At 68.6% G+C, this 20,845-nt stretch carries 21 protein-coding genes; 15 read left to right on the top strand and 6 right to left on the bottom strand.

Features of this window, described 5'->3' with window-relative positions; genetic code table 11:
• Positions 1–8: 8 nt before the first annotated feature.
• The gene (locus tag IM660_RS06215; protein ID WP_193498508.1) at positions 9–467 is read right to left on the bottom strand and encodes a carboxymuconolactone decarboxylase family protein; all 459 of its coding nucleotides are present in this window, start codon (positions 465–467) and stop codon (positions 9–11) included.
• A 283-nt stretch (positions 468–750) separates the two neighbouring features.
• Between IM660_RS06215 and IM660_RS06210 the strand changes: the two genes are divergently transcribed.
• The 10 genes from IM660_RS06210 to IM660_RS06165 all read left to right on the top strand — a co-directional run bounded on the left by IM660_RS06210 (position 751) and on the right by IM660_RS06165 (position 10,792).
• Positions 751–1,095 (top strand): nuclear transport factor 2 family protein, encoded by a 345-nt coding sequence (locus tag IM660_RS06210; protein ID WP_193498507.1) that lies wholly within the window; start codon positions 751–753, stop codon positions 1,093–1,095.
• A gap of 142 nt (positions 1,096–1,237) precedes the next feature.
• Positions 1,238–2,482: an ROK family transcriptional regulator gene (locus IM660_RS06205; RefSeq protein WP_193498506.1), complete on the top strand. Its 1,245-nt coding sequence runs from the start codon at positions 1,238–1,240 to the stop codon at positions 2,480–2,482.
• Between the two features lie 4 nt (positions 2,483–2,486).
• On the top strand, positions 2,487–3,431 hold the full coding sequence (locus IM660_RS06200) for a carbohydrate ABC transporter permease (RefSeq protein WP_193498505.1): 945 nt from the start codon (positions 2,487–2,489) through the stop codon (positions 3,429–3,431).
• A complete protein-coding gene (locus tag IM660_RS06195) occupies positions 3,424–4,239 on the top strand; it encodes a carbohydrate ABC transporter permease (protein ID WP_193498504.1) in 816 nt (271 codons plus the stop codon). Before IM660_RS06200 ends, IM660_RS06195 begins: the two co-directional genes overlap by 8 nt.
• 44 nt (positions 4,240–4,283) lie before the next feature.
• Positions 4,284–5,561, top strand: a complete 1,278-nt coding sequence (locus IM660_RS06190; RefSeq protein ID WP_210769087.1) for an ABC transporter substrate-binding protein — start codon at positions 4,284–4,286, stop codon at positions 5,559–5,561.
• A 76-nt stretch (positions 5,562–5,637) separates the two neighbouring features.
• A complete protein-coding gene (locus tag IM660_RS06185; protein ID WP_193498503.1) occupies positions 5,638–6,741 on the top strand; it encodes a glycoside hydrolase family 15 protein in 1,104 nt (367 codons plus the stop codon).
• On the top strand, positions 6,738–8,993 hold the full coding sequence (locus IM660_RS06180) for a glycoside hydrolase family 31 protein (RefSeq protein ID WP_193498502.1): 2,256 nt from the start codon (positions 6,738–6,740) through the stop codon (positions 8,991–8,993). The genes IM660_RS06185 and IM660_RS06180 overlap by 4 nt, the downstream gene beginning before the upstream one ends.
• Before the next feature lie 64 nt (positions 8,994–9,057).
• Entirely contained in the window at positions 9,058–9,309 is a 252-nt protein-coding gene (locus IM660_RS06175) for a type II toxin-antitoxin system VapB family antitoxin (RefSeq protein ID WP_193498501.1), read from the top strand.
• On the top strand, positions 9,306–9,707 hold the full coding sequence (locus tag IM660_RS06170; RefSeq protein ID WP_193498500.1) for a type II toxin-antitoxin system VapC family toxin: 402 nt from the start codon (positions 9,306–9,308) through the stop codon (positions 9,705–9,707). Before IM660_RS06175 ends, IM660_RS06170 begins: the two co-directional genes overlap by 4 nt.
• 134 nt (positions 9,708–9,841) lie before the next feature.
• The gene (locus IM660_RS06165) at positions 9,842–10,792 is read left to right on the top strand and encodes a hypothetical protein (RefSeq protein ID WP_193498499.1); all 951 of its coding nucleotides are present in this window, start codon (positions 9,842–9,844) and stop codon (positions 10,790–10,792) included.
• 138 nt (positions 10,793–10,930) lie between these two features.
• Here IM660_RS06165 and IM660_RS06160 read toward each other — a convergent pair whose 3' ends face one another.
• Positions 10,931–11,464, bottom strand: coding sequence for a CGNR zinc finger domain-containing protein (locus IM660_RS06160; RefSeq protein WP_193498498.1), 534 nt, complete (start codon positions 11,462–11,464; stop codon positions 10,931–10,933).
• 25 nt (positions 11,465–11,489) lie between these two features.
• Between IM660_RS06160 and IM660_RS06155 the strand changes: the two genes are divergently transcribed.
• Positions 11,490–11,687 carry a hypothetical protein gene (locus IM660_RS06155; RefSeq protein WP_210769086.1) on the top strand — a complete coding sequence of 66 codons (198 nt, stop codon included), beginning with the start codon at positions 11,490–11,492 and terminating at the stop codon, positions 11,685–11,687.
• A 285-nt stretch (positions 11,688–11,972) separates the two neighbouring features.
• On the opposite strand, the gene IM660_RS06150 is transcribed toward IM660_RS06155, so the two are convergent.
• Genes IM660_RS06150 through IM660_RS06140 form a run of 3 tightly spaced genes read right to left on the bottom strand, consistent with a single transcriptional unit; the run spans position 11,973 to position 13,874 of the window.
• Positions 11,973–12,947: a formylglycine-generating enzyme family protein gene (locus tag IM660_RS06150; protein WP_210769085.1), complete on the bottom strand. Its 975-nt coding sequence runs from the start codon at positions 12,945–12,947 to the stop codon at positions 11,973–11,975.
• 34 nt (positions 12,948–12,981) lie between these two features.
• Positions 12,982–13,398 (bottom strand): GNAT family N-acetyltransferase, encoded by a 417-nt coding sequence (locus IM660_RS06145; protein WP_193498496.1) that lies wholly within the window; start codon positions 13,396–13,398, stop codon positions 12,982–12,984.
• Positions 13,399–13,415: 17 nt separating this feature from the next.
• On the bottom strand, positions 13,416–13,874 hold the full coding sequence (locus IM660_RS06140) for an SRPBCC family protein (RefSeq protein ID WP_193498495.1): 459 nt from the start codon (positions 13,872–13,874) through the stop codon (positions 13,416–13,418).
• A 152-nt stretch (positions 13,875–14,026) separates the two neighbouring features.
• Here IM660_RS06140 and IM660_RS06135 point away from each other — a divergent pair, with 152 nt between their 5' ends.
• Both IM660_RS06135 and IM660_RS06130 read left to right on the top strand, forming a co-directional pair.
• Complete coding sequence (locus IM660_RS06135) at positions 14,027–14,791, top strand: SOS response-associated peptidase (RefSeq protein WP_193498494.1); 765 nt, start codon at positions 14,027–14,029, stop codon at positions 14,789–14,791.
• A gap of 22 nt (positions 14,792–14,813) precedes the next feature.
• Entirely contained in the window at positions 14,814–18,011 is a 3,198-nt protein-coding gene (locus IM660_RS06130; RefSeq protein ID WP_193498493.1) for a right-handed parallel beta-helix repeat-containing protein, read from the top strand.
• A gap of 160 nt (positions 18,012–18,171) precedes the next feature.
• On the opposite strand, the gene IM660_RS06125 is transcribed toward IM660_RS06130, so the two are convergent.
• Complete coding sequence (locus IM660_RS06125) at positions 18,172–18,639, bottom strand: hypothetical protein (RefSeq protein ID WP_193498492.1); 468 nt, start codon at positions 18,637–18,639, stop codon at positions 18,172–18,174.
• A 150-nt stretch (positions 18,640–18,789) separates the two neighbouring features.
• On the opposite strand from IM660_RS06125, the gene IM660_RS06120 reads away from it, so the two are divergent.
• The gene (locus IM660_RS06120; RefSeq protein WP_246465172.1) at positions 18,790–20,142 is read left to right on the top strand and encodes a sensor histidine kinase; all 1,353 of its coding nucleotides are present in this window, start codon (positions 18,790–18,792) and stop codon (positions 20,140–20,142) included.
• Entirely contained in the window at positions 20,139–20,837 is a 699-nt protein-coding gene (locus tag IM660_RS06115) for a response regulator (protein ID WP_193498491.1), read from the top strand. Before IM660_RS06120 ends, IM660_RS06115 begins: the two co-directional genes overlap by 4 nt.
• Positions 20,838–20,845 lie beyond the last annotated feature (8 nt).

Below are 20,845 nucleotides of genomic sequence, written 5' to 3'. Positions count from 1 at the left end.
TACCGGGCTCATTCCACCGGGTGCTTGGCATCCACCGGAGGTGCCATCTCGGTGGCGATGGCGAGCCGGTTCCAGACGTTGATGGTGGCGATGGCGAAGACGATCCCACCGAGCTCACCCTCATCGAAGTGCGCGGCCGCATCCGCCCAGATCTCATCGGTGACCGTGTCCGGACCCAAGCGGGTCACGGCGTCCGTCAAGGCGAGCGCTGCTCGCTCACGGTCGTCGAACAAGGTGGGTGAGTGCTGCCAGGCGGACACGGCGAAGAGCTTGCGGAGCGGGATCGAGCGCTGGCGGCCGTCGGTGGCATGCATGTCGACGCAGTAGCCGCAGCCGTTCAGGACCGAGGCGCGCAGTTTGATGAGGTCATAGAGCACCGGGTCGACGGCCCTACGGGCATAGCCTTCCAGGCCGATCACAGCCGCGTAGCCGAGCTTGTTCGTCCGCGCCAGGTCGAGACGGGTCATGGCAGTTCCTCTCATTGTTGGTGCCACGTGGTGGTGACACCTGACGTGTCGGAGGAGAGGGCCGGAGTGTGACAGTGCCATGAGTGCAAGACCTGGGCATGGTGTGAGATCGCTGAGCGCTGGGCTGCGGAATCGGCGGGCAGTGCCGTTGACAACTCACTGCGCGGTGATGAGCAGTCACGTGCTGACTGCTCGCAACCGCATAGCACCTCATTTGGGTGCAGCAGTCGGGTCGCCGCGCATGTGCGAAGCACACCCCTCAGATCGACCCTAGGCTGGCCTCATGTCGTCCGCCGACCTGATCCGTCGCCACCTGAACGCCTTCAACAGCGGCGATGTCGACGCCCTCATGGCCGATCTCCACCCCGACGCCACGTGGGTCACCGGTGACCACGAGGTGCCGCCCGGGACCCTCCGGGAGTTCTTCGCCACCGCGATGGCCGGACTGACTCCCCACCTAGAGCTGCATCGGATCATCGACGGCGCAGGCGTGGTGGCCGCTGAGCTCACCGAGACCTGGACTCATGACGGCCAGCACAGGCAGGCCGCCTTGGTTGCCATCTTCGACCTGCGGGACGGCCGGATCGCCCGCGCAAAGATCTATCGCGAGGGGTCCGCGGACGCCTGAGCCCCTGAGCCCAGCACCGGCTCGGACCTGGGCGCTCTGAAACTCTGATCGACGAGCCCTCGCCCGTCCACCACCCCCACCGCTTGACCACACCGCAGACATCTGTCTACTCTTTCTTCACCACTTAACAAAGGAGTGAAGATTGGCTCGGACGGCGGCACGCACCGATGTGACCCGCTCAGCGGTGCTCGCACACATTGGCGCACACGGACCCACGTCCCGTGCTGAACTGGCCCGCGCACTGAGCGTCTCCCCCGCGCTCATCACCGGAGCGACCAAGCGGCTCATCACCGACGGTCTGCTCACCGAGCTGGACCACTCCCCCTCCCAGGGCGGACGCCCGGCCCGGCTGCTCGGGCTGGCGGCCGAGAGCGGGCGCGCGATCGGGATCAAGGTCGTGGCCGACCACATCACCCTCGTCGAAGTCGGTATCGACGGCACCGTCCACCGGTCCGCCACGCGCCCCTATGACGCAGCGGCCGGAACGGCGCTCAGCGACCTGGCCGGCATCACCGTGTCGTTCATCGCCGAGTGCGCCCCCGGCCCGCTGCTCGGCATCGGCGTCGGCGTACCCGGCACCGTCGACGAGCAGGACGCGGGCACCGTGGACTCCACCCAGCTCGGCTGGATGCGCGTACCGGTCGGAGAGACGCTTCGCCGCGCGGTGGATCTTCCCGTCCTGGTGGAGAACAACGTCAACGCCCTCGCCATGGCCGAGGCGCTCTACGGCAGCGGCCGCGGGCTGGGGCATGCCCTCGTGGTCACCATCGGCACCGGCATCGGTGCCGGCCTCATCACCGACGGCGACGTGCTGCGCGGCTGGCGCGGAGGTGCCGGCGAACTGGGCCACATGCCCGTCCTGACCGACGGGCCTGCATGCGTGTGCGGGAGCACCGGCTGCCTGGAGACCCTGATCAGCGAACGCGCCCTGCTGCGCCAGGCCGCCACCGCCGGGCTGCTGCCCGCGGGCGCCGAGATCGATGCCCTGCGCGCCAGCGCCGACTCCGGCGACCCGATCGCCGTGGACATCTACCGCAGCGCCGGAACCCACCTCGGCCGCACCCTCGCCGGGGTCGTCAACCTGCTCGACCCGGAGGCCGTGATCGTGCTCGGCGAAGGCGTCACCGCCTGGACTCATTGGCAGGCCGGATTCGAACCCGCCTTCCGCGCCGCGCTCATCCCGCACACCCGGCACGTGCCCGTCACGGTCGAGACGTGGCAGGACGACCGGTGGGCCCAGGGTGCCGCAGCCCTGGTGCTGTCCACCCCATTCGACGCCGTCGGCCGTTCCGGTGAGCAGGGTCGCCTCGTCCGCGAGCGCCTCGCCATCGGCGAGACACCTGCCGGCGCAACAAGCACAGCCAGCCCCGCCGGGAACGGAGCGTGAGGCGATGACTGCACCCTCCGCCGTCGGGATCTCGCGCACCACGCGCCCACTCCCGCCGCCTCGGCGCACCAGGCGCGGCAGCCGGCTGCGCTACACCCTGACCGTGCTGGCGTTCCTGCTGCCCAGCGCCCTGCCGCTGCTGGCATTCACGATCTACCCGATGATCGGCGCCTTCTGGACAAGCCTGCACTCGTGGAACCTGATCGGGGTGATGGAGTGGGTCGGACTGGAGAACTACGCCACCCTGCTCACTGATGACGCCACCCGCCGAGTGTTCGCGAACACGCTGTACTACGTCGTCGGATATCTGCCGCTGGTCTACATCGGCGGGCTCGCCCTGGCGCTGGCCCTGAACAGTCTCATCCCGGCCCGGAACCTGCTCCGCGGGATCTACTTCCTGCCGGTGGTGACCAGCTGGATCGTGGTGGCGCTGGTGTGGCGGTGGCTGCTGAACCCGTCGGTGGGCGTGGTGAACGCGATGCTCGGCGGGCTGGGGATCGATGGGCCCGGCTGGTGGACCGACCCGTATTGGGCGATGCCCTCGATCATCCTCGCCTCGGCGTGGAAGGACCTCGGGTTCGTCATGATCATCCTGCTCGCGGGGCTGCAGGCGATCCCCACCGATGTGCAGGAAGCGGCCATGATCGACGGCGCCGGGCGATTCCGGCGGCTGCTGAACATCACCCTGCCGCTGCTATCCCCCTCCACTTTCTTCGTCGTGGTCATCTCGCTGATCAACGGCTTCCAGGTGTTCGACCAGGTCTATGCGATGACCGGGGGCGGGCCGGCCGGCTCCAGCACCGTGGTGGTGCAGCAGATCTACGACCTGACGTTCCGGTACAGCTCGGCCGGAGAGGCCTCGGCGCTGTCCTGGCTGCTGTTCCTGCTGGTGCTCGCCGTAACGGTGATCCAGCTGATCGGACAGCGCAGGTGGGTGACCTATGCCTGAGCGCATCCGCCGCATCCTGCTGACCGCCGTGGTGGCCCTCGGCGCACTGGTGATGTTCTTCCCGTTCGCATGGACGGTCAGTACCTCGCTCTCGTCCGGTGCCGGACTGGACGCCACCCCGCAGCTCATCCCGGACGACCCGACCCTGGCGGCCTACCGCGAGCTGTTCGCGAACACCCCGTTCGCCCGCGTGATCGCCAACTCCCTCGGTCTGGCCATCACGACGACGACCCTTCAGCTGGTCACGAGCTCCCTGGCTGGCTACGCCTTCAGCAGGCTGGCCTTCCCGGGGCGGGGCGTGGTCTTCGGGCTGTACCTGGCCACGATGATGATCCCGATCCAGGTGCTGATCGTGCCGTTGTTCGTGCAGATGCGCAGCCTCGGCCTGGTGGACACCTACCTCGGCGTGCTGCTGCCCGGGGTGGCCAGTGCGTTCGGGGTGTTCTTGCTGCGCCAGGCGATGAACTCGGTGCCCCGTGAGCTCGACGAGGCCGCCACCATCGACGGCGCCGGACACTTCCGTATCTTCGCCCGCCTCATCCTCCCCCTCGTGGGGCCCGCCCTGGCGAGCCTGGCGGTCTTCGCGTTCATGAGCAGCTGGAACGGCTTCCTGTGGCCGCTGATCATCCTTCGCTCGGAGCACCTACAAACCTTGCCGCTGGCCCTCGCCGGCCTGCAGGGGCAGTACACCACCCAGTGGGACGTGATGATGGCCGGCTCCGTCGTCAGCGTCCTCCCCATGCTCGCCCTCTACCTGTTCGCTCAGAAGTACGTCATCCAAGGCGTCGCGGGCACCGGACTGAAGTGACATCCCGAACCCTGACTCACCCAGAAGAATCGAAGGAGATCCTCATGACCCGCACCCGCTGGATGGCTGGCGCCGGCATCGCTGCCGCGCTCGGCCTGACCCTGACCGCCTGCGTTTCAGGCAGCACCGGCGATCCGGATGACGCCACGACCGAGCCGGCCACCGACGCCGGCCCGGTCACCATCACCTACACCAACTTCATCTCCGCCGGCGGCAACGAGGAGAACCTCGACACCATCGTCGAAGCGTTCCAGGCCGAGCACGAGAACATCACGGTCGAGGTGACCACACTCCCCTACGCGGACTACTTCACGGCGCTGCAGACCGACCTGGCCGGCGGCACCGTGGCCGACGTGTTCGATATCGAGTTCGCGAACTACGCCTCCTACCAGGCCAGCGGGGTGCTCGCCCCGCTGGAGGACGTCGACACGAGCGTCTATCAGACCTCCCTCGCCGAGGCATACGCCACCGACGGCACGCAGTACGCCCTGCCGAGCTCGTTCTCGAACGTGGTGCTGTTCTACAACAAGGACCTGTTCGACGCCGCCGGCCTGGAGTACCCCACCGCGGACTGGACGTGGGAGGACGAACGAGCGGCCGCCGAGGCGCTCACCGACGCCGATGCCGGGGTGTGGGGCGACTACCAGCCGATCAGCTACCACGAGTACTACAAGACCGTGGCGCAGGCCGGTGGGCAGTTCTTGACTGAGGACGGCACCGCGGTCGCCTTCAACTCGCCCGAAGGAATCGCGGCGGCCGAGTGGCTCGTGAACAAGTCCGGCACCACGATGCCCACGGCGGAGCAGGGCGCTGGCACACCCGACTTCGACAGCGGGCTGTTCGCGGGCGGCGAGCTGGCGATGTGGCACACGGGCATCTGGATGTTCGGCGCCCTCGCCGAAGCCGACTTCGCCTGGGATATCGCCGTCGAGCCGGGTGACGCCCAGCAGGCGAGTGCCCTGTTCTCGAACGCCGTGGGCGTCTCGGCCTCGTCCGAGAACCAGGCCGCTGCCGCGGAGTTCGCCCAGTTCCTCACCAGCTCACCGACCACCGTGGACGTGCGCCTGGAGTCCGGCTGGGAGCTGCCCCCGATCGCCGATCAGGCCCAGCTGGACACCTACCTCCAGCAGGACAACCCGGCGAACCGGCAGGCCGTGTTCGACTCCCTCGAGCAGGTGGCACTCGCCCCCTCCATCGGCGACGGGCAGGCCGAGATGCAGGACATCGTCACCGAAGAGCTCACCGAGGCCGCAGCCGGGCGTAAGAGCGTCGAGGAGGCGCTCGCCTCGGCCGAGGAACGCGTGAACGCCCTCCTCGGCTGATCCCGCCCGTACCGACCCGACGCCGGGTGCCCTCCACTCCCGCGAGGGCACCCGGCGACCCCGTGGAGACATGCTGATGACCACCACTGCCCATGCCCCGCTGCTGGAGACGTCCCGCGACCTCATCACCTCCCTGCAGGAACCGAGCGGCGCCTACCCGGCAAGCCCCACGTTCTCCGCCTACCGCGGGTACTGCTGGTTCCGGGACGGAGCGTTCATCGCCGACGGCGTCTCTTCCACCGGGGAGGTCGCCTCACCTTCGGCGTTCCTGGACTGGTGCGCCCGGGTGGTCAAGGCCCATCGCACGCCGATCGAGCGGGTGGTCGCGGCCGACGCGGCCGGTGAGCCGGTGCCGCAGGAGCAGATGCTGCCGACGCGCTTCACGATGGCCGGCACCCCCGGGGCAGACGAATGGTGGGACTTCCAGCTCGACGGGTACGGCACCTGGCTGTGGGCCGCCGCCGAGCACGCCGCACGGCACGGACTCGACGTCACGCGGTGGCGGTCGGCTGCCGAACTCACCGTGGACTACCTACTCAGCTCGTGGCAGCGGCCCTGCTACGACTGGTGGGAGGAGCACGCCGAGCAGGTGCACGTCTCCACCCTGGGGTGCATCGTGGCCGGCCTGCGCGCGGCTGCCGACTCGGGCCTGGTGACTGGCACACGGGCTGATGCTGCTCGCGATGGGGCGAAGGCGGCCATGGACGTGATCACCAGCCGCGGGGTCGCCCACGGGCACCTGACCAAGTGGCTCGGCACCGACGCCGTGGACGCCAGTCTGGCAGCGCTGATCGGTCCGCTCGGGGTGATCGAGCCGGAGTCCGAGCTCGCCGCGGCCACGATCGCCGCGATCGAGGAGCAGCTGTGCACCGACGGCGGTGTGTACCGCTTCCGGGCCGACACCTTTTACGGCGGCGGCCGGTGGCCGTTGCTGTCCTGCTTCCTCGGCCTCGCGCACGCACGCGCCGGGAACACCGCACGGGCTGGCGAGCTGCTCGACTGGGCGGCCGGCACCGCGACAACGGACGGCCTGTTACCCGAGCAGGTGGACGGGCACCTGCTCGCACCGCACTACCGCACCGAATGGATCGACCGCTGGGGACCGGTGGCAACACCGCTGCTGTGGTCCCACGCGATGGTGCTTCGCCTGGCGGCGGAGCTGAAGGAGGAGAACACATGATCCGGCACCGGCCACTCGGCTCCGGGCACCCCTACGCTCACGACACCGAACAACGCTCGCCCGTGCAGCCGGTGGCTGGGGAGTCACTGCGTCTGGGCGTGCGTACCTCCGCCGAGGTCACCGCCGTGGACCTGGAGTGCCAGATCGACGACGGACCGGTCACCACGGTGGCGCTGGCACCGGTGACCCGGTCCTCTCGTGGGCAGTCCACCGACGGCGGCCACCTCGCCTCCGCGCAGGCACGCCAGGCCCGCCAGGCGGGCGGGTGGCAGACCGAGATCACCGCACCGGCCGCCGGAAGCACACTGCGTTACCGCTTCGTCGGGCACACCGCGGGCGAGGATCAGAGAACCCGGCACTACACGTGCCGGGTGGCCACCTGGCGCGACACCGCGGGCGACGTGCTGGACCTGGCGGGGGCCGCCGTCGGGAGCCTCCCCGGTACCCAGGTGCTCGACGACGGCGAACGGGTGCACCAGGTGCGCTTCGCCCTGCCGCTCGCACCCGGCGAGCACGTGACCGGGTTCGGGGAGCGCTACGACGCCCTCGACCACCGTGGCGCGTCGTTGGATTCGGTGGTGTTCGAGCAGTACAAGAGCCAGGGCGCGCACCGGCGCACCTACCTGCCGATGCCGTTCGCGCACGTCGTAGGCGGTGCGGGCTGGGGTTTTCATGTGCAGACCTCACGCCGGGTGTGGTTCGACATCGGTGAGGCGAGCCCGGACCGGCTCACTATCACTGCGGAGGTGGATGCGCCGTCGAGGACCACGCCGTTGCTGGGTGTGGCGACCTACGCGGGCGAGCCGGCCGCCGTCCTGGATGCCTTCCTGACCGAGGTGGGACGCCCGACCGAACTGCCGGACTGGGTGTTCAGGCTGTGGGCCAGCGGCAACGAGTGGAACACTCAGGCTGAGGTTGAGCGGCAACTGGCGTTGCATCGCGAGCACCGGATCCCGGTGGGCAACGTGGTGATCGAGGCATGGAGCGACGAGCAGACGTTCACCGCCTTCCGGGATGCCGAGTACGAGGTGCACGAGGACGGCAGGCCGATGCGTCTGGTCGACTTCACCTTCCCAGCGGACGGCGCCTGGCCGGACCCGAAGGGCATGGTCGACTCCCTGCACGCCCAAGACGTGCGGGTGCACCTGTGGCAGATCCCGCTGATCAAGATGCGCCCGCACCCGGTCGGTCAGGCGAAGGCGGACGCCCGGGCGGCGATCGAGGCGGATGTCCTGGTCCAGGAGGAAGCGCCGGACGGGACCCTGCGGCCGTATCGCAACCGTGGCTGGTGGTTCCCGCTCGGGCTGATGCCGGACCTCACCGACGAGCGGGCCGCCGACTGGTGGACGGCCAAGCGCCGGTACCTGGTGGAGGAGGTGGGGATCGACGGGTTCAAGACCGACGGCGGTGAGCACGCCTGGGGGTCGGATCTCGTGTACCTGGACGGCCGCCGCGGGGACGAGGGGAACAACACCTTCGCGACCGGGTACGCGGCCGCCTATGGACGGCTGCTCGAATCGTGCGGGAAGGCGCCGGTGACATTCAGCCGGGCCGGATTCACCGGCTCGCAGGCCCACGGCGCGTTCTGGGCGGGAGACGAGAACTCCACTTGGGAGGCGTTCCGGTGGTCGATGCTGGCCGGGCTGAGCGCCGCGGCGTGCGGGATCGTCTACTGGGGCTGGGACATCGCCGGGTTCTCCGGGCCGATCCCGGAACCGGAGCTGTACGTGCGGGCGATGGCAGCGAGCGTGTTCGTGCCGATCATGCAATACCACTCCGAGTTCAATCACCACCGCACCCCGTCGGTGGACCGCACCCCCTGGAACATCGCCGAGCGCACCGGGGACTCCCGTGTGATCTCCGAGGTGCGGGCACTGGTGGAGCTGCGGGAGCGGCTGGTGCCTTACCTGGCCGCCTCAGCGCGACAGACGGTGGCGACGTCTCGGCCGCTGATGCGACCGCTGTACTTCGACCACCCGGGCGACCGGAACGTGTGGGAGCACCCGGTGCAGTGGCTGCTCGGGGACGACCTGCTGGTAGCACCGGTGTTGGAGCCGGGTGCGCGCACCTGGCCGGTATACCTGCCGGAGGGGGCGTGGGTGGACGTGTGGTCCGGGCAAGCCCACGACGGCGCAGCGACGGTGGATGCCGACGTCACCCGGCGCGACAGGGTGCCGGTGTTCGTGCGGGAGGCCGCGTGGGAGGGGATAGATGAAGTGTTCTCGGCGCCAGCTGCCGAGCGGCCTGTGTAGACGAGAGGCACGACCCGTTCTACCATTGTGGAATGGTTTTCTACCATGGTAGAAGGGGTGACCGATGAGCCTGAACATCAAGAATGAACGGGTGCATGAACTAGCACGCGAGGCAGCACGGCGGGCTGGCACGAGCCAGACAAGCGCGATCGAGGCCGCCCTGGAGCAGTACCTCAGCAGCTTCGACGCGACAACGGCAGCGGCGAGATCCGCAGATCTGGACTTCCTGCTCCACGACGTGCGCACCCGCCTGCACGCGGCGGGCGCCTCCCTCTCGACTGACGATCTCTACGACGATCAGGGGCTTCCCCGATGATCGTCGACACCTCAGCGATCGTCGCGATCCTGCAAGGCGAGGAGGAAGAATCTGCCTTCCGGGAAGCCCTTGTAGCGGCCGAGCACGCCTACCTTTCGGCCGCGAACTACCTCGAACTCGCCATCGTCACCGACCGGATCGGTGATCCCGTCCTTGGGCGCAGGCTCGATGAAGTGCTCGACACGCTCGACATCACTGTCGTGGACGTCACGGCGGAGGACGCCAAGACGGCACGCCAGGCGGCCCGCGACTACGGGCGTGGTTCAGGGCATCCAGCTCGGTTGAACTTCGGCGACTGTTTCAGCTACGCCCTCGCCGCGCGTACCGGTGAACCCCTCCTGTTCAAGGGCGACGACTTCTCCCGTACTGACCTTCGCCCTGCCGCTCCCCTGCCCTGAGCCCGGCTGCGCCCGGTGTCGTCGCTCCAGCACCGGAAGGGAGACCTCGGCTATCACCCCGTCGCCCGGGGACGATATGGCCCGCCACCATCAGAACTCGGATACCGTCGGAACTACCCGACCCGGAACGTGCGATGACGAACCAGCCCTATCAGGTCCACGAGTATCGCGAGCAGACGGCGCGAGCCTATGTGAGTGCCGGCCGCTTCAAGCGGGAAGTCGTCACGGTCCGCGGCGGTCCAGGTGCGGTGGAGGTGACCGGCGCACACGGCACGATCACCACCGTCGCGGGTGAGGGGGAGATCCTCCAGCGCGGCGGCGACCAGAGGGCACGGCTGCGTGTCTTCGAGATGCCACCGACTCCGAAGTCGCTCACCTACGGGCCGGTCCGGCACGACTTCCACGGCATCCCGCGCTGGGCGCGGACGCTGCGGACCGTGTGGATCGTGGTACTGGTGCTCGCGCTGCTCACCCTGAACGGGATCTACCTGGGCGAGATCGGTGCGAACGTCCCCCTTCCCTGGGCGGCGGCCATGGTGGCGGCCATCGCGATCGGTGGGCTCCCCCTGCTGCTGAGCATCCGAGCCACTCGCCGGGGTCTGGCCGATGCCGATCCGGTCGAGCATGTCATCAAAGTGTTCGAGGCCTCGGGGATGCCCATGGAGGACGAAGCGACGGCCTCGGTCCGCCGGGGCAGCACCTGGTCGGGCGCGGGGCCCATGCCTGTCTTCGACTACACCCTGCGCCGGTTCACCCGGGCCGGCTTCGTCGGCAGTCAACTCCTTCCCGGGTTCCTCGGCTTCGTCCTCGGCTTCGCACCGCTGGCCGCCATCGCCTTCGGGATCTCCCGGATCGTCCCGGACGAGTCGTGGCGGACGGTCGCCGCGGTCGTCATCGGGATCGGTCAGCCGATCTGCGCCGCGCTGATCTGGCACCTGCTGCTCTGGTGGGTGGCGAGAACGCGCTACCACTCGCCGCTCAAAGAACGCGCCGTCGCCTACTACCGGCGGCCGCAGCCATCGACAGCGGTCTGGCTCGGCATCTACCTGCTCCTCACCGGTGCCCTGGTACTCGCTGCCTGGTAGGGCACCGCTGAATCGCGCACGCACAGGTGTGATCCAACGACGGGCCACCGAGCACGACCGTCATCTCCGGGCTCACCACAGTCTCGACCCAGCCGGGATGCCGCCGTCGCTCCAGGTCCCCGGGCGGGCCGAATCACCTCAGGCGAGTCGCGCCCGGTGCCGTCGCACCGCGGCGCGGTTCGCGCACCGTACCGAGCAGTAGCGTTGTCTGCCGTTGCGCGTCACGTCCACCACGACGGCGGAGCACGGGTCTCCCGGGCCCTCCCCCGCCGCGCATCGGCGCAAACGATGCATGCCGCGGGTGGTCAGGTGCAGGGCGGTGCCCACGCTGATCACGGCCGCCAGCACATGCGGCAAGGAGTTGCCGTCGTCGCGGTAGTGCAGATGCCACCCCTCGTCGTCGTGGTCGGTCAGGCGAGGGTAGGCGGTCACAGCGGCCATCTGAGCATTCAGGGTGGAGGCGCGGCTGTCCTCGTCCGGAGCGTCCACGACCTCCAGCCACTCATCGATCACGAGCCGGGTCCGGGCGTGGTCGTCCGGGGCTTCCGGGAACGGCTGGGTCATGCCGAACTCCCGCGTCCGGGCCTCGATACCGGCGCGGTCTGCAGGCCAGTCATTGGCGAGAGAAGCAGCCAACACCACCGCATACTCGCCGTAAGGGTTGAGATGCATAAGGGCATTACATCAGGATTGCTCCATGACCACCACACCAGCCATGATCCAGATCAATCAGCCACTCACTCAGCACGAGCACGGCTGGCATGTCGAGTCCCGCCACGGCACCACGATGGGCACCGTGCTCTACGTGCGCTGTAGCTGTGGCGCGCGTCGGGTGGACCTGCAAGGACCGGGCGAGCCGGCGCCGTCGGGGATCAGCGCGACCATCGAGAGTTGATGTCTCCAGGGGCCTGAAACTCGGGGTTGATGTCGAGAAAGGGCCGAAATTTCGGCCCCTTGCGGACCCGGCAATCGCCACACGTCGACCTAGGGCCGTTCACGCGCAGTCAGCTGCGTCCCCGGGCCCGAAACTCAGGGGTAAACCCGAGAAGGGGTCAATCATTCGGCCCTGTGGAGGGCCGGTGGGCAGAGGGCGGTGAGCGGTGAGCGGAGGGCCGGCTCGGTGTTTCGACTCGCTCCGTGAGTTCGACGCGCTCGGTGGGCCTGGCGGCCAGTCAGCCGATCAGGCAGTCCCGACCGTCCGGAACCCCGCGTTCGACATCGACGAGTCGGGAGTGTTGGAACTGCGGGCGGCGTTGCGGTACCTGTTGCAGTAGGAGTCGTGGCACAGGAACGACCCGCCGCGCATGACGCGTGCCTGCCCCTGCTCGGGACCGGCCGGGTTCGCGGCCGGCGACTGGGCGTAGTAGCGCGGGTCGAACCAGTCCGCGCACCACTCCCACACATTGCCCACCGTCTGCCACAGCCCGTACGCGTTCGGTTCGAAGGTGCGCACCGGCGCGGTCGTGAGGAAACCGTCCTCCACCGTGTTGTCGACAGGGAAGCGCCCCTGCCAGATGTTCGCGCGCCACTGCTTCTTCTCCCCCGGGAACCTGCTCCCCCACGGGTACCGCTTGCCGTCCAGGCCACCGCGGGAGGCGGCCTCCCACTGGGCCTCGGTCGGCAGCGCCCGGCCGGCCCATTGGCAGTACGCCTGGGCGTCGTTCCAGGAGATGTGCACGGCCGGGTGATCCTCGCGCCCCTCCCAGGTGGAGTCCGGCCCGTCCGGGTGCGCCCAGTCGGCGCCCTTGACCCCGAGCCACCACGGGGTACCCGCGGCCTGGCCCATGATCGCTTCCTGCGGCGCCGCGAGCGCCAGATGGAAGACCGCGGAGAACCCGAACGTCTCGGCCTCGGTGGCATATCCGGTCGCTTCGACGAAGCGTGCGAAGTCAGCATTCGTCACCGAGGTGGCGTCGATCGAGAAGGCGTCCAGGGTCACTGGGTGCACGGGCGTCTCGCCGTCGGCGTGGTAGCCGACGCCATCAGCGTCGCCCATGTGGAAGGTCTGCGCGGGCACTGGACACTGCTCGACCGTGTGCTGGTCGCGACCGGCCCCGGGCGCCACCTCCCTGCGCTGGCCCTCCACGGGCGCTCCTGGCGCCTCCCGCGCCGGTGCGCAACAGGTCTTCGGCTGGTCCACATTGTCCTCGCTCATCGGTTGCGATCCTACGATGCGCGTCTGGACCATCTCAGCGCAGTCTCACGAACGAGCGCAGTGGCGGCTCGTGGTCGTGCGTCTCGACGAACCCGAGCGAGGAGTAGAAGGCCCGTTGCTCCGGGCGGTCGTCGGTGAGCAGCACCTGCTGGCGGATGTCGCCGTAGGTTCCGAGCAGCCGGGTGAGCAACTCGCGGCCGAGGCCGGTGCGCTGGTGCGAGGGGCGTACAAGCACGTCCTGCAGGTAGACCACCGTGACGCCGTCGGAGATCGTCCGTGCCAGCCCCACCAGTGTCTGCCGATCCCGAGCCACACACACCCGGTGGGAGCCGCGCACCGCACGCAGCAGGGCGTCAGGATCACGGGTGTAGGCGCTCCACCCGACGGCGGAGTACAGCTCCACCAGCTCCTCACGGCCCAGGGTGGTCACCTCGCCCGCACTGATCTCCATACTCGCCGAGGCTATCCCTACCCGGCCAGTTCCCCGGTCGCCAGCACCTGGCGTAGGCCGCGCTCGCCCGCAGCCATCACCCGGGCATGTGACCACGCGAAGAACGGTGCGACCAGAGGCTGTGCGTGGCGCATCCACGCGCGCTGCACCTGAACGTCCCAGACGATGGTCATCGCAGTGGCGTCGCCGTCGCTGCGTGCTGACCAGGAACCGATACCGCTGAGGTCACCGACCACACGAGCACGGGCCGACCGTCCCGGGACGGAGGAGGTGATCTCGGTGCCGAACACCAGCCGGTAGCCCACGTCGAGAGTCAGCTGCACGCGCATGCCTTCGCCGGCCTCGTCCCCGGATCGCACCAGCACGACGCGGCGGAAGCAGTGCCACCATCGCGGCCACGATTCGACGTCACTGAGCACCGGCCACACCGACTCGGGTGGTGCATCGACGTGCCAGGTGGTGACGAACCGCGGCATCGGTACCTCCTGTCAGGATTCACACCTGTGAACCATGCTGACGCACGACCGCGATGAATACGATCTCAGCCAGCATTGCCATCGCGGCTCGTCCGAGCGCTCCGTCTGCCCTGACAGGGCGAATGCCCCTCAACTCGTGCGATTCTGAAGCCATGTGCGGTCGATATGCCTCGTTCCGGGAGGCGCAGGCGTTGGCGGATGCGTTCGACGTGGAAGAGATCACCGAGCGCGCCGCGCAGTTGCCGGCGAGCTACAACGTCGCACCCACCGACGGCGCGCGCATCGTGGTCGATCGCGTGCCCAAGCCGGCATCCGAGGCTCCCGACGACGCTCAAGCCCGCCAGCCGGCCCCTCCTCCACGACGAGAGCTGCACGTGGCCCGGTGGGGACTGGTGCCCGGGTGGGCGAAGGACCTCAGCGTGGGCGCGCGGATGTTCAACGCCCGCAGCGACAGTCTCGCGACCAAGTCAGCGTTCGCGAAGTCCTTGCGCGGCCGACGCTGCGTGGTGGTGGCCGACGGCTACTACGAGTGGTTGAAGGAAGACGTGCCTGGGCAGTCCAAGCCGAAGCGCACTCCCTTCTACATCCACCGCAGCGACGACGAGCCGTTGGCGTTCGCCGGTCTGTACGCCTGGTGGCCAGACCCGGCCAAGAGCCGCGATGACCCAGACCGGTGGGTGCTCTCGACCACGATCGTCACCGAGGATGCACGCGGTGGCCTGGAAGCGATCCATGACCGGGAGCCGGTTGTCCTGTCCCATGAGGCGATCGGGCCCTGGCTCGACCCAGCCATCACCACGCCGGACGAAGCACTCGCCGCCTTGACGCTGCCCACTCCCCCACTGAGCTGGTACGAAGTGGACTCACGAGTGGGGTCGGTGCAGAACAACGACGCGAGCCTCACCGATCCGGTATGAAGCCAGGCCCCACAATAGGTTCATGCCCCGGCGCGGGCCCCATCATCGAAGTCAGGCGCAGGTTCCGATCTGCGGGACTTCCGGTATCGCCCAATGGGCGGTACTGTCTCACGGACACGCGTTCAACCAAATACAATGGGGACCAGCGATGCACGCCTCCGGGGCCAGCCTGCCACGCACGACGTCCGGGATGGACGACCATCGAGTCCACGGCCACCGCCTGCTTGCGTTCGGCTCGGCCGTCGTCGCCACGACCGCCCTGATCCTGGCGGGGGGCGCCCCACCAGCAACCGCTGCCGACGGCACCTGGTACGTCGATGCCACCGCCGGAACCGACGGGCCGGACTGTGGCGAAGCCCCGGGCACGGATGCGTGCGCCACGATCGGCGCGGCACTGACGTTGGCCCCTCCCGATGACATCGTGTCGATCGCGGCCGGCGACTACGACGAGGCTCTGACGATCGCCACCCCGGTGACGTTGCAGGGTGCGGGGGCAGACGAGGTGACACTGACCAACCTCGCCCCCGACAGCATGCCCGCGGTGCTCATCGATGCGGCCGCCGGCGCGGTGACGATCGCCGACATCGGCTTCACGGACGACAACGCCATGCCCAGCTCAGAGCCGGCGATCCGGATTGCCGCCGACAGCACCGCGATGCTCTCGGGAATCAGCATCACCGGCGACGAGCTAGCACCCGCAGGCGCAGGCGTCGTTGCGGACGCCGGCAGCACCGTCACCATCGACGGCGCGACGATCACGGGAGTCGGCACCGGCGTCGCAGTGGGTGACATTGCACTGGTAGACCCCGCACCGGCGATGGTCACGATCAACTCGTCCACCATCGCCGCCGAGCTCACCGGCGTTGCAGTGACGAGGGGTGTGGCGACGATCACGGGCGGAACGGTATCGGGCAGAATCGGTGGCGGACTCTTCGGCTACTCCTCCGATGCGGCATTCAACGTGACCGGGACCTCGATCATCGACAGCGGCGACCCCTCGGGCGGGACGTTCCGCGGTGGGGTGGTGATCTACGACGGTGGCACGTTCACCGGAGAGGACGTCACGATCTCGGGCAACGACAACGGCATGATGCTGCCCGACGGTGGCGATGTCACGCTGATCAACAGCACCGTGTCCGACAACACCGGCGCAAGCCAGAGTGCTGGCATCTGGGGACGGACTGACACGACGGAGGGTGAATCCATTCCGCTCACCGTCTCGATCACCGGCACCGAGATCACGGGCCATGCCTTCGGGGTCAACGTCGAGCACGGCCAGACGCAGATCAGCGACAGCACCATCGCGAACAACGAGACCGGGGTGCAGGCCATCGCCTCGCTCGCCGAATCCAGCCTGGAGCTCACGAACAGCGCCGTGACGGACAACGACGGCGGAGCTACCGATGACGGGATACCAGGCGCTGGCCTGTACCTGGACGGTCCCGTCGATGCGGTCGTGACCGACACCGAACTCAGCCGCAACATCCTGGGCCTGTTCGCGGGCTATGCCGATGTCACGATGACCGGTGGCGTCGTGGCTGACAACGAATGGGCAGGTGTTTTCGCCGTCGAGGAGCCGCATTCGCAACGGCGGACCACGATCGACTTGACCGGCACCCAGATCACCGGTAACGGCCTCGACCCGCACCTGGGGTCCGCCTTCGGCTTCGGTGGCATCGCCCTCCGGTTCTCTGCAACAGTCACCGGACACGACCTCACGATCACCGGCAACGCCGGGGGCGCGATGGTGCAGGGCGGCAGCCTGTCACTGACGGACAGCATCATCAGCGACAACGTGCGCACCGACCTCGACGATCTCTTCGGTGTGCCGATCACCGGCTACGGCGCCATTGTTGGCCCGACGGGCTCCGACTGGCCCGGCGATATCGAGTTGGTGCGGACCGAGGTGTCGACCAATGCGCGTTCCGGCCTGCGGATCAGCACCGTCTCCAGCGGCCTCGTCCTCTCGAGCACCATCGCCGGGAACGGCGGCTTCGGCATCAGTACGGAGGCGATCGGTGACGAGTTCGGCGACATCCCCGCGGCACCACTGCTGCTCGCGGGCAGCACTGTCGCGGACAATGCTGAGGGCGGCCTCGTGTTGAGCGAGGACACCACAGCGACTGCGATCGCTTCGATCGTGCACTCCCCCGATGGCGCGCCGGCCTGCGAGGGCGACCTGTCCAACCTGACCGACGGCGGCTTCAACGTCGCCTCGGATGACACCTGCGAACTGGATGCCGACACGAGCGTTGTCGCGGACCCGTTGCTCGAACCGCTCGGTGACAACGGCGGTCCCAGCCGCACAGTGCTTCCCGGGTCGACGAGCCCGGCCGTGAACCTGGTGCCCACCGGCTCCACGGCGCCGTGGAGCGAGGAGACGATCGAGTTGTGCCCCGGTGGCGTCGATCAGCGCGGCGACGGCTACCCGCGGCTGGTGGCCAGCGCGTGTGATGCCGGCGCGGTGGAACGTTCCGGCGGGGTCATCACGGTCACGGCAGGCGACGCCACGACCTACGAGGGTGCGTTCGAGCCGGAGGTGACGGCCAGCTACACCGGCTTCTGGGACGACGACACGATCGACGACCTGGACACCCTGCCGACCTGCGGCTATGACATGGATGCCGCCACCACGTTCTGCAGCGACGGAGCGGACGACTCCTACACCTTCGAATACGTGAACGGCACCCTGACCTTGCTCGACCCGCTGGTGATTGTGACGGACTCCCTCCCGGACGGGACAGTCGGCGAGGAGTACTCGGTCACGCTGGAGGCGGACGGCGGCAACGGCGGCCCGTACACCTGGGGCATGTTCGAGGGCGACCTTCCGGCAGGACTCGACCTCGACACCGAGACGGGCGAGATCTCAGGTACTCCCGAGGCCGCCGGCGATGTGACGTTCACCGTGTTCGTGGGCGATCCCATTACCGCGGAGTTCACCCTTAGCGTGGCACCTGCACCGACCGATCCCCCCACCGAGCCGACCAACCCGCCCACCAGCGAACCGACCAACCCGCCCACCAGCGAACCGACCAACCCGCCCACCAGCGAACCGACCAACCCGCCCACCAGCGAACCGACCGATACCGATCCTGGCCAGGAGATGCCAGACACGGGCGCGAATGTGCTCCTCGCACTAGCCGCCAGCGCAACCCTCCTGGTCCTCGGCGCGGCGCTGCTGGCCCTCCGGCAGCAACGGCACCAGCGCCAGTTATCTTGACGCGACCGCCGCCCGGGCTACGTCTGACGCCTGAGGCCGGGCCCGGCTGCGTCGAACCATGACCGCGTCTGGAAGGTCAGTTGTTGATCGTGTGCAGGCATCGCCTCGCTCACACGCGTCACCGACTTCTGCGGTCAGCACACCCGAGTTGCACCGGTGCTCACGCCGCATCGTCCAACGTCATCGGCAGGATCCTGCCGGCACAGGCCACGAAGAACGCCTGCACCGGGATGCCACGCTGCCGGGCCTCCCATCGCACCGCCTCGTTCCACTCACGATCCGCGGGCGTGCGGTGGGGCGTGCCCGGCCGCTCCAGCATGGCCACCATCGACCCGCCCGGAGCGATAGTGGCGAGCGTCATCTCCACCAGCTCCAGAAGATTCGCGATGAAGACCGGATGCGGGCCCGGCTCGACATCGTCGATCGCGATCAGTTCCGGCAGTGACCGTCCGGCGCCATCGAGCAACAGCAGCCACAACGTGGTACGAGACGACTCTCCTTGGTGGATGAAGCTCGCCCATCGCGCGAGGTCGACTTCGGTCAACAACCGCTGCGCAGGTCCCACACCGAGGTCCGCAGGGCGGGTGAGGTCAGTCGGATCAGTGGGTTCTGGTATCTCCTCGTTCATCGGCCCAGCATCGAGCGACCTCCACCACCCTCGCTGCCGACCATCGGGGGGTTGTGGACACGGCTGCACCCGTGGACCTACTCACGAGTGCCTACGTCCGCCCGTGGTCGGACGACGGCCCATGCCGGGCACGCCTACGCTGACAAGATCATGACGCCTGTCGACCCACCCCCAAGCCTGCCCGTACGGCGGTACTCACCTTTCGCCGTCGATCTGGTGGCAGCATTCGTGCTGACCGGGACCCTGGGCATGCTCTCCCTCGCCATCGGGGTGTCGACCAGTCTCTCGTCGCTGGGCGCCGTCGTCAGCGTGCTCACCAGCATCGGAATGCCGATGGCACTGGCATGGCGGCGCACCCGGCCGGTGGCCTCCGTCGTCGCGGTCTACGCGATGGCCCTGGTGCACGTGCTCAGCGGTGTGATCCTCACCGCCTCCGACCTGACAATCTTCGCCGCGCTGTACGCCGTCACCGTCTACGGTCCACGCTGGGCGCGCCGCACAGCCCTCTACAGCGCACTCTTCGGATGCGCGATCGTCACCGTCTGGTTCACCACCTACAACGGCCCCTCCAGCCTGGAGGCGGCAGTCTTCAGCAGCACCACGGTCTTCGGCCTCCTCGCGGCGATGGTGCTCAGCTCCTGGGCCCTCGGCCTGGTCCGGCGTACCCGAGTGCAGCAGCGCGAGACCCTCGCCGAACGCGCCGCACGCCTGGAGATCGAGCGGGACCAGCAGGCGCAGATCGCCACCCAGGCCGAACGCGCCCGGATCGCCCGGGAGATGCACGACATCGTCGCCCATTCACTGTCCGTGGTGATCGCCCAGGCCGACGGTGGCCGCTACGCCGCCGCCCATGACCCCGAGGCGGCAACGAAGGCCCTCACCACGATCTCCGAGACCGGCCGCGCCGCGCTGGCGGACATGCGCAAGATCCTTGGCGTGCTGCGCAGCGACCAGGCCGACGGTCCGCTCACACCACAGCCGGAGTCCCAGGACCTGGAGTCGCTGGTGGAGCAGGTACGCGATGCCGGGCTCGCGGTATCCCTGGTCCGGATGGGTCAGTCCCGCCCGCTGCCACCGGGAGCGGGACTGACGGTCTACCGGATCGTGCAGGAATCGCTGACCAACATCCTCAAGCACGCCGGGCCGGACGCCCATGCGACCGTTCTCGTCCAGTGGCAGCACGCCAACCTCGTGCTCCAGATCGACGACGACGGTCGCGGTGCGGCCGCAGGCTCCGACGGCGCCGGGCAAGGGTTGCTCGGGATGCGCGAACGCGCGGGGATGCTCGGAGGCACCCTCAGCGCCGGGCCGCGCCCCGGCGGCGGCTTCCGTGTCCGGGCCGAGATCCCCGTCCCGGCCGCCCACCCTCAGACCTGGCACACTCCTGCACAGCAGGTACCGATCGGCCACGACGGCAGCGCCCAAACCGGACCGCCCGAGCAGCGCCCCACGCCCCAGAACAACCAGCAGATGGATCAGTACCGAGAGGACAACCGTCCATGACCGACGTACCACCCCCCGCACCGATCCGGGTGGCGCTAGTGGACGACCAGCAACTCGTCCGCGCCGGGTTCGCCCTCGTCATCAACTCCCAGCCGGACATGGAGGTCGTCATCGAGGCCGGAGACGGTGCGCAGGCTGTACGACTGCTGACAAGCCACGAGGTGGACGTGGTGCTCATGGACGTCCGGATGCCGCAGATGGACGGCCTGGCTGCCACCGCCGCGCTCACCGACCCGGCCGCCACCCGCGTGGGAAGCGCACCGAAGGTCGTCATCCTCACCACCTTCGACCTGGACGAGTACGTCCTGCGCGCCATCAAGGCCGGTGCCAGCGGCTTCCTGCTCAAAGACACCCCGCCGGAGGAGATGCTGGCCGCCATCCGCACCGTGCATCACGGCGAGGCGGTGATCGCACCCTCGAGCACGCGTCGTCTGATCGAGCACCTCGCGACCGTGCTGCCGGATGAGCAGAAGGCATCGGCCGCCGTCCTGGACTCCCTCACCGACCGGGAGCGGGAGGTCCTGATGCTCATGGCCCGCGGACGCTCCAACACCGAGATCGCTTCCGACCTGTTCGTCGCGGAGGCGACCGTGAAGACGCACGTCGGGCGTGTGCTGGCCAAGCTCGACGCGCGCGACCGGGTCCAGGCCGTCGTCACCGCCTACGAAACAGGTCTGGTCAGCCCCGGCACCTGATCGCCAAT

Origin of the sequence: Ruania alkalisoli, assembly GCF_014960965.1 — a bacterium.
In the GTDB taxonomy this organism is placed as follows: domain Bacteria; phylum Actinomycetota; class Actinomycetes; order Actinomycetales; family Beutenbergiaceae; genus Ruania; species Ruania alkalisoli.
The sequence above is the reverse complement of the archived record's forward strand: the minus strand, read 5'-3'. Positions and strand labels throughout refer to the sequence as shown.

Coding starts and splice junctions, on each gene's coding strand:
- IM660_RS06215 (WP_193498508.1), bottom strand. CDS start 467: ATGACCCGTCTCGACCTGGCGCGGACGAACAAGCTCGGCTACGCGGCT.
- IM660_RS06210 (WP_193498507.1), top strand. CDS start 751: ATGTCGTCCGCCGACCTGATCCGTCGCCACCTGAACGCCTTCAACAGC.
- IM660_RS06200 (WP_193498505.1), top strand. CDS start 2,487: ATGACTGCACCCTCCGCCGTCGGGATCTCGCGCACCACGCGCCCACTC.
- IM660_RS06195 (WP_193498504.1), top strand. CDS start 3,424: ATGCCTGAGCGCATCCGCCGCATCCTGCTGACCGCCGTGGTGGCCCTC.
- IM660_RS06190 (WP_210769087.1), top strand. CDS start 4,284: ATGACCCGCACCCGCTGGATGGCTGGCGCCGGCATCGCTGCCGCGCTC.
- IM660_RS06185 (WP_193498503.1), top strand. CDS start 5,638: ATGACCACCACTGCCCATGCCCCGCTGCTGGAGACGTCCCGCGACCTC.
- IM660_RS06180 (WP_193498502.1), top strand. CDS start 6,738: ATGATCCGGCACCGGCCACTCGGCTCCGGGCACCCCTACGCTCACGAC.
- IM660_RS06175 (WP_193498501.1), top strand. CDS start 9,058: ATGAGCCTGAACATCAAGAATGAACGGGTGCATGAACTAGCACGCGAG.
- IM660_RS06170 (WP_193498500.1), top strand. CDS start 9,306: ATGATCGTCGACACCTCAGCGATCGTCGCGATCCTGCAAGGCGAGGAG.
- IM660_RS06165 (WP_193498499.1), top strand. CDS start 9,842: ATGACGAACCAGCCCTATCAGGTCCACGAGTATCGCGAGCAGACGGCG.
- IM660_RS06160 (WP_193498498.1), bottom strand. CDS start 11,464: ATGCATCTCAACCCTTACGGCGAGTATGCGGTGGTGTTGGCTGCTTCT.
- IM660_RS06155 (WP_210769086.1), top strand. CDS start 11,490: ATGACCACCACACCAGCCATGATCCAGATCAATCAGCCACTCACTCAG.
- IM660_RS06150 (WP_210769085.1), bottom strand. CDS start 12,947: ATGAGCGAGGACAATGTGGACCAGCCGAAGACCTGTTGCGCACCGGCG.
- IM660_RS06145 (WP_193498496.1), bottom strand. CDS start 13,398: ATGGAGATCAGTGCGGGCGAGGTGACCACCCTGGGCCGTGAGGAGCTG.
- IM660_RS06140 (WP_193498495.1), bottom strand. CDS start 13,874: ATGCCGCGGTTCGTCACCACCTGGCACGTCGATGCACCACCCGAGTCG.
- IM660_RS06135 (WP_193498494.1), top strand. CDS start 14,027: ATGTGCGGTCGATATGCCTCGTTCCGGGAGGCGCAGGCGTTGGCGGAT.
- IM660_RS06130 (WP_193498493.1), top strand. CDS start 14,814: ATGCCCCGGCGCGGGCCCCATCATCGAAGTCAGGCGCAGGTTCCGATC.
- IM660_RS06125 (WP_193498492.1), bottom strand. CDS start 18,639: ATGAACGAGGAGATACCAGAACCCACTGATCCGACTGACCTCACCCGC.
- IM660_RS06120 (WP_246465172.1), top strand. CDS start 18,790: ATGACGCCTGTCGACCCACCCCCAAGCCTGCCCGTACGGCGGTACTCA.
- IM660_RS06115 (WP_193498491.1), top strand. CDS start 20,139: ATGACCGACGTACCACCCCCCGCACCGATCCGGGTGGCGCTAGTGGAC.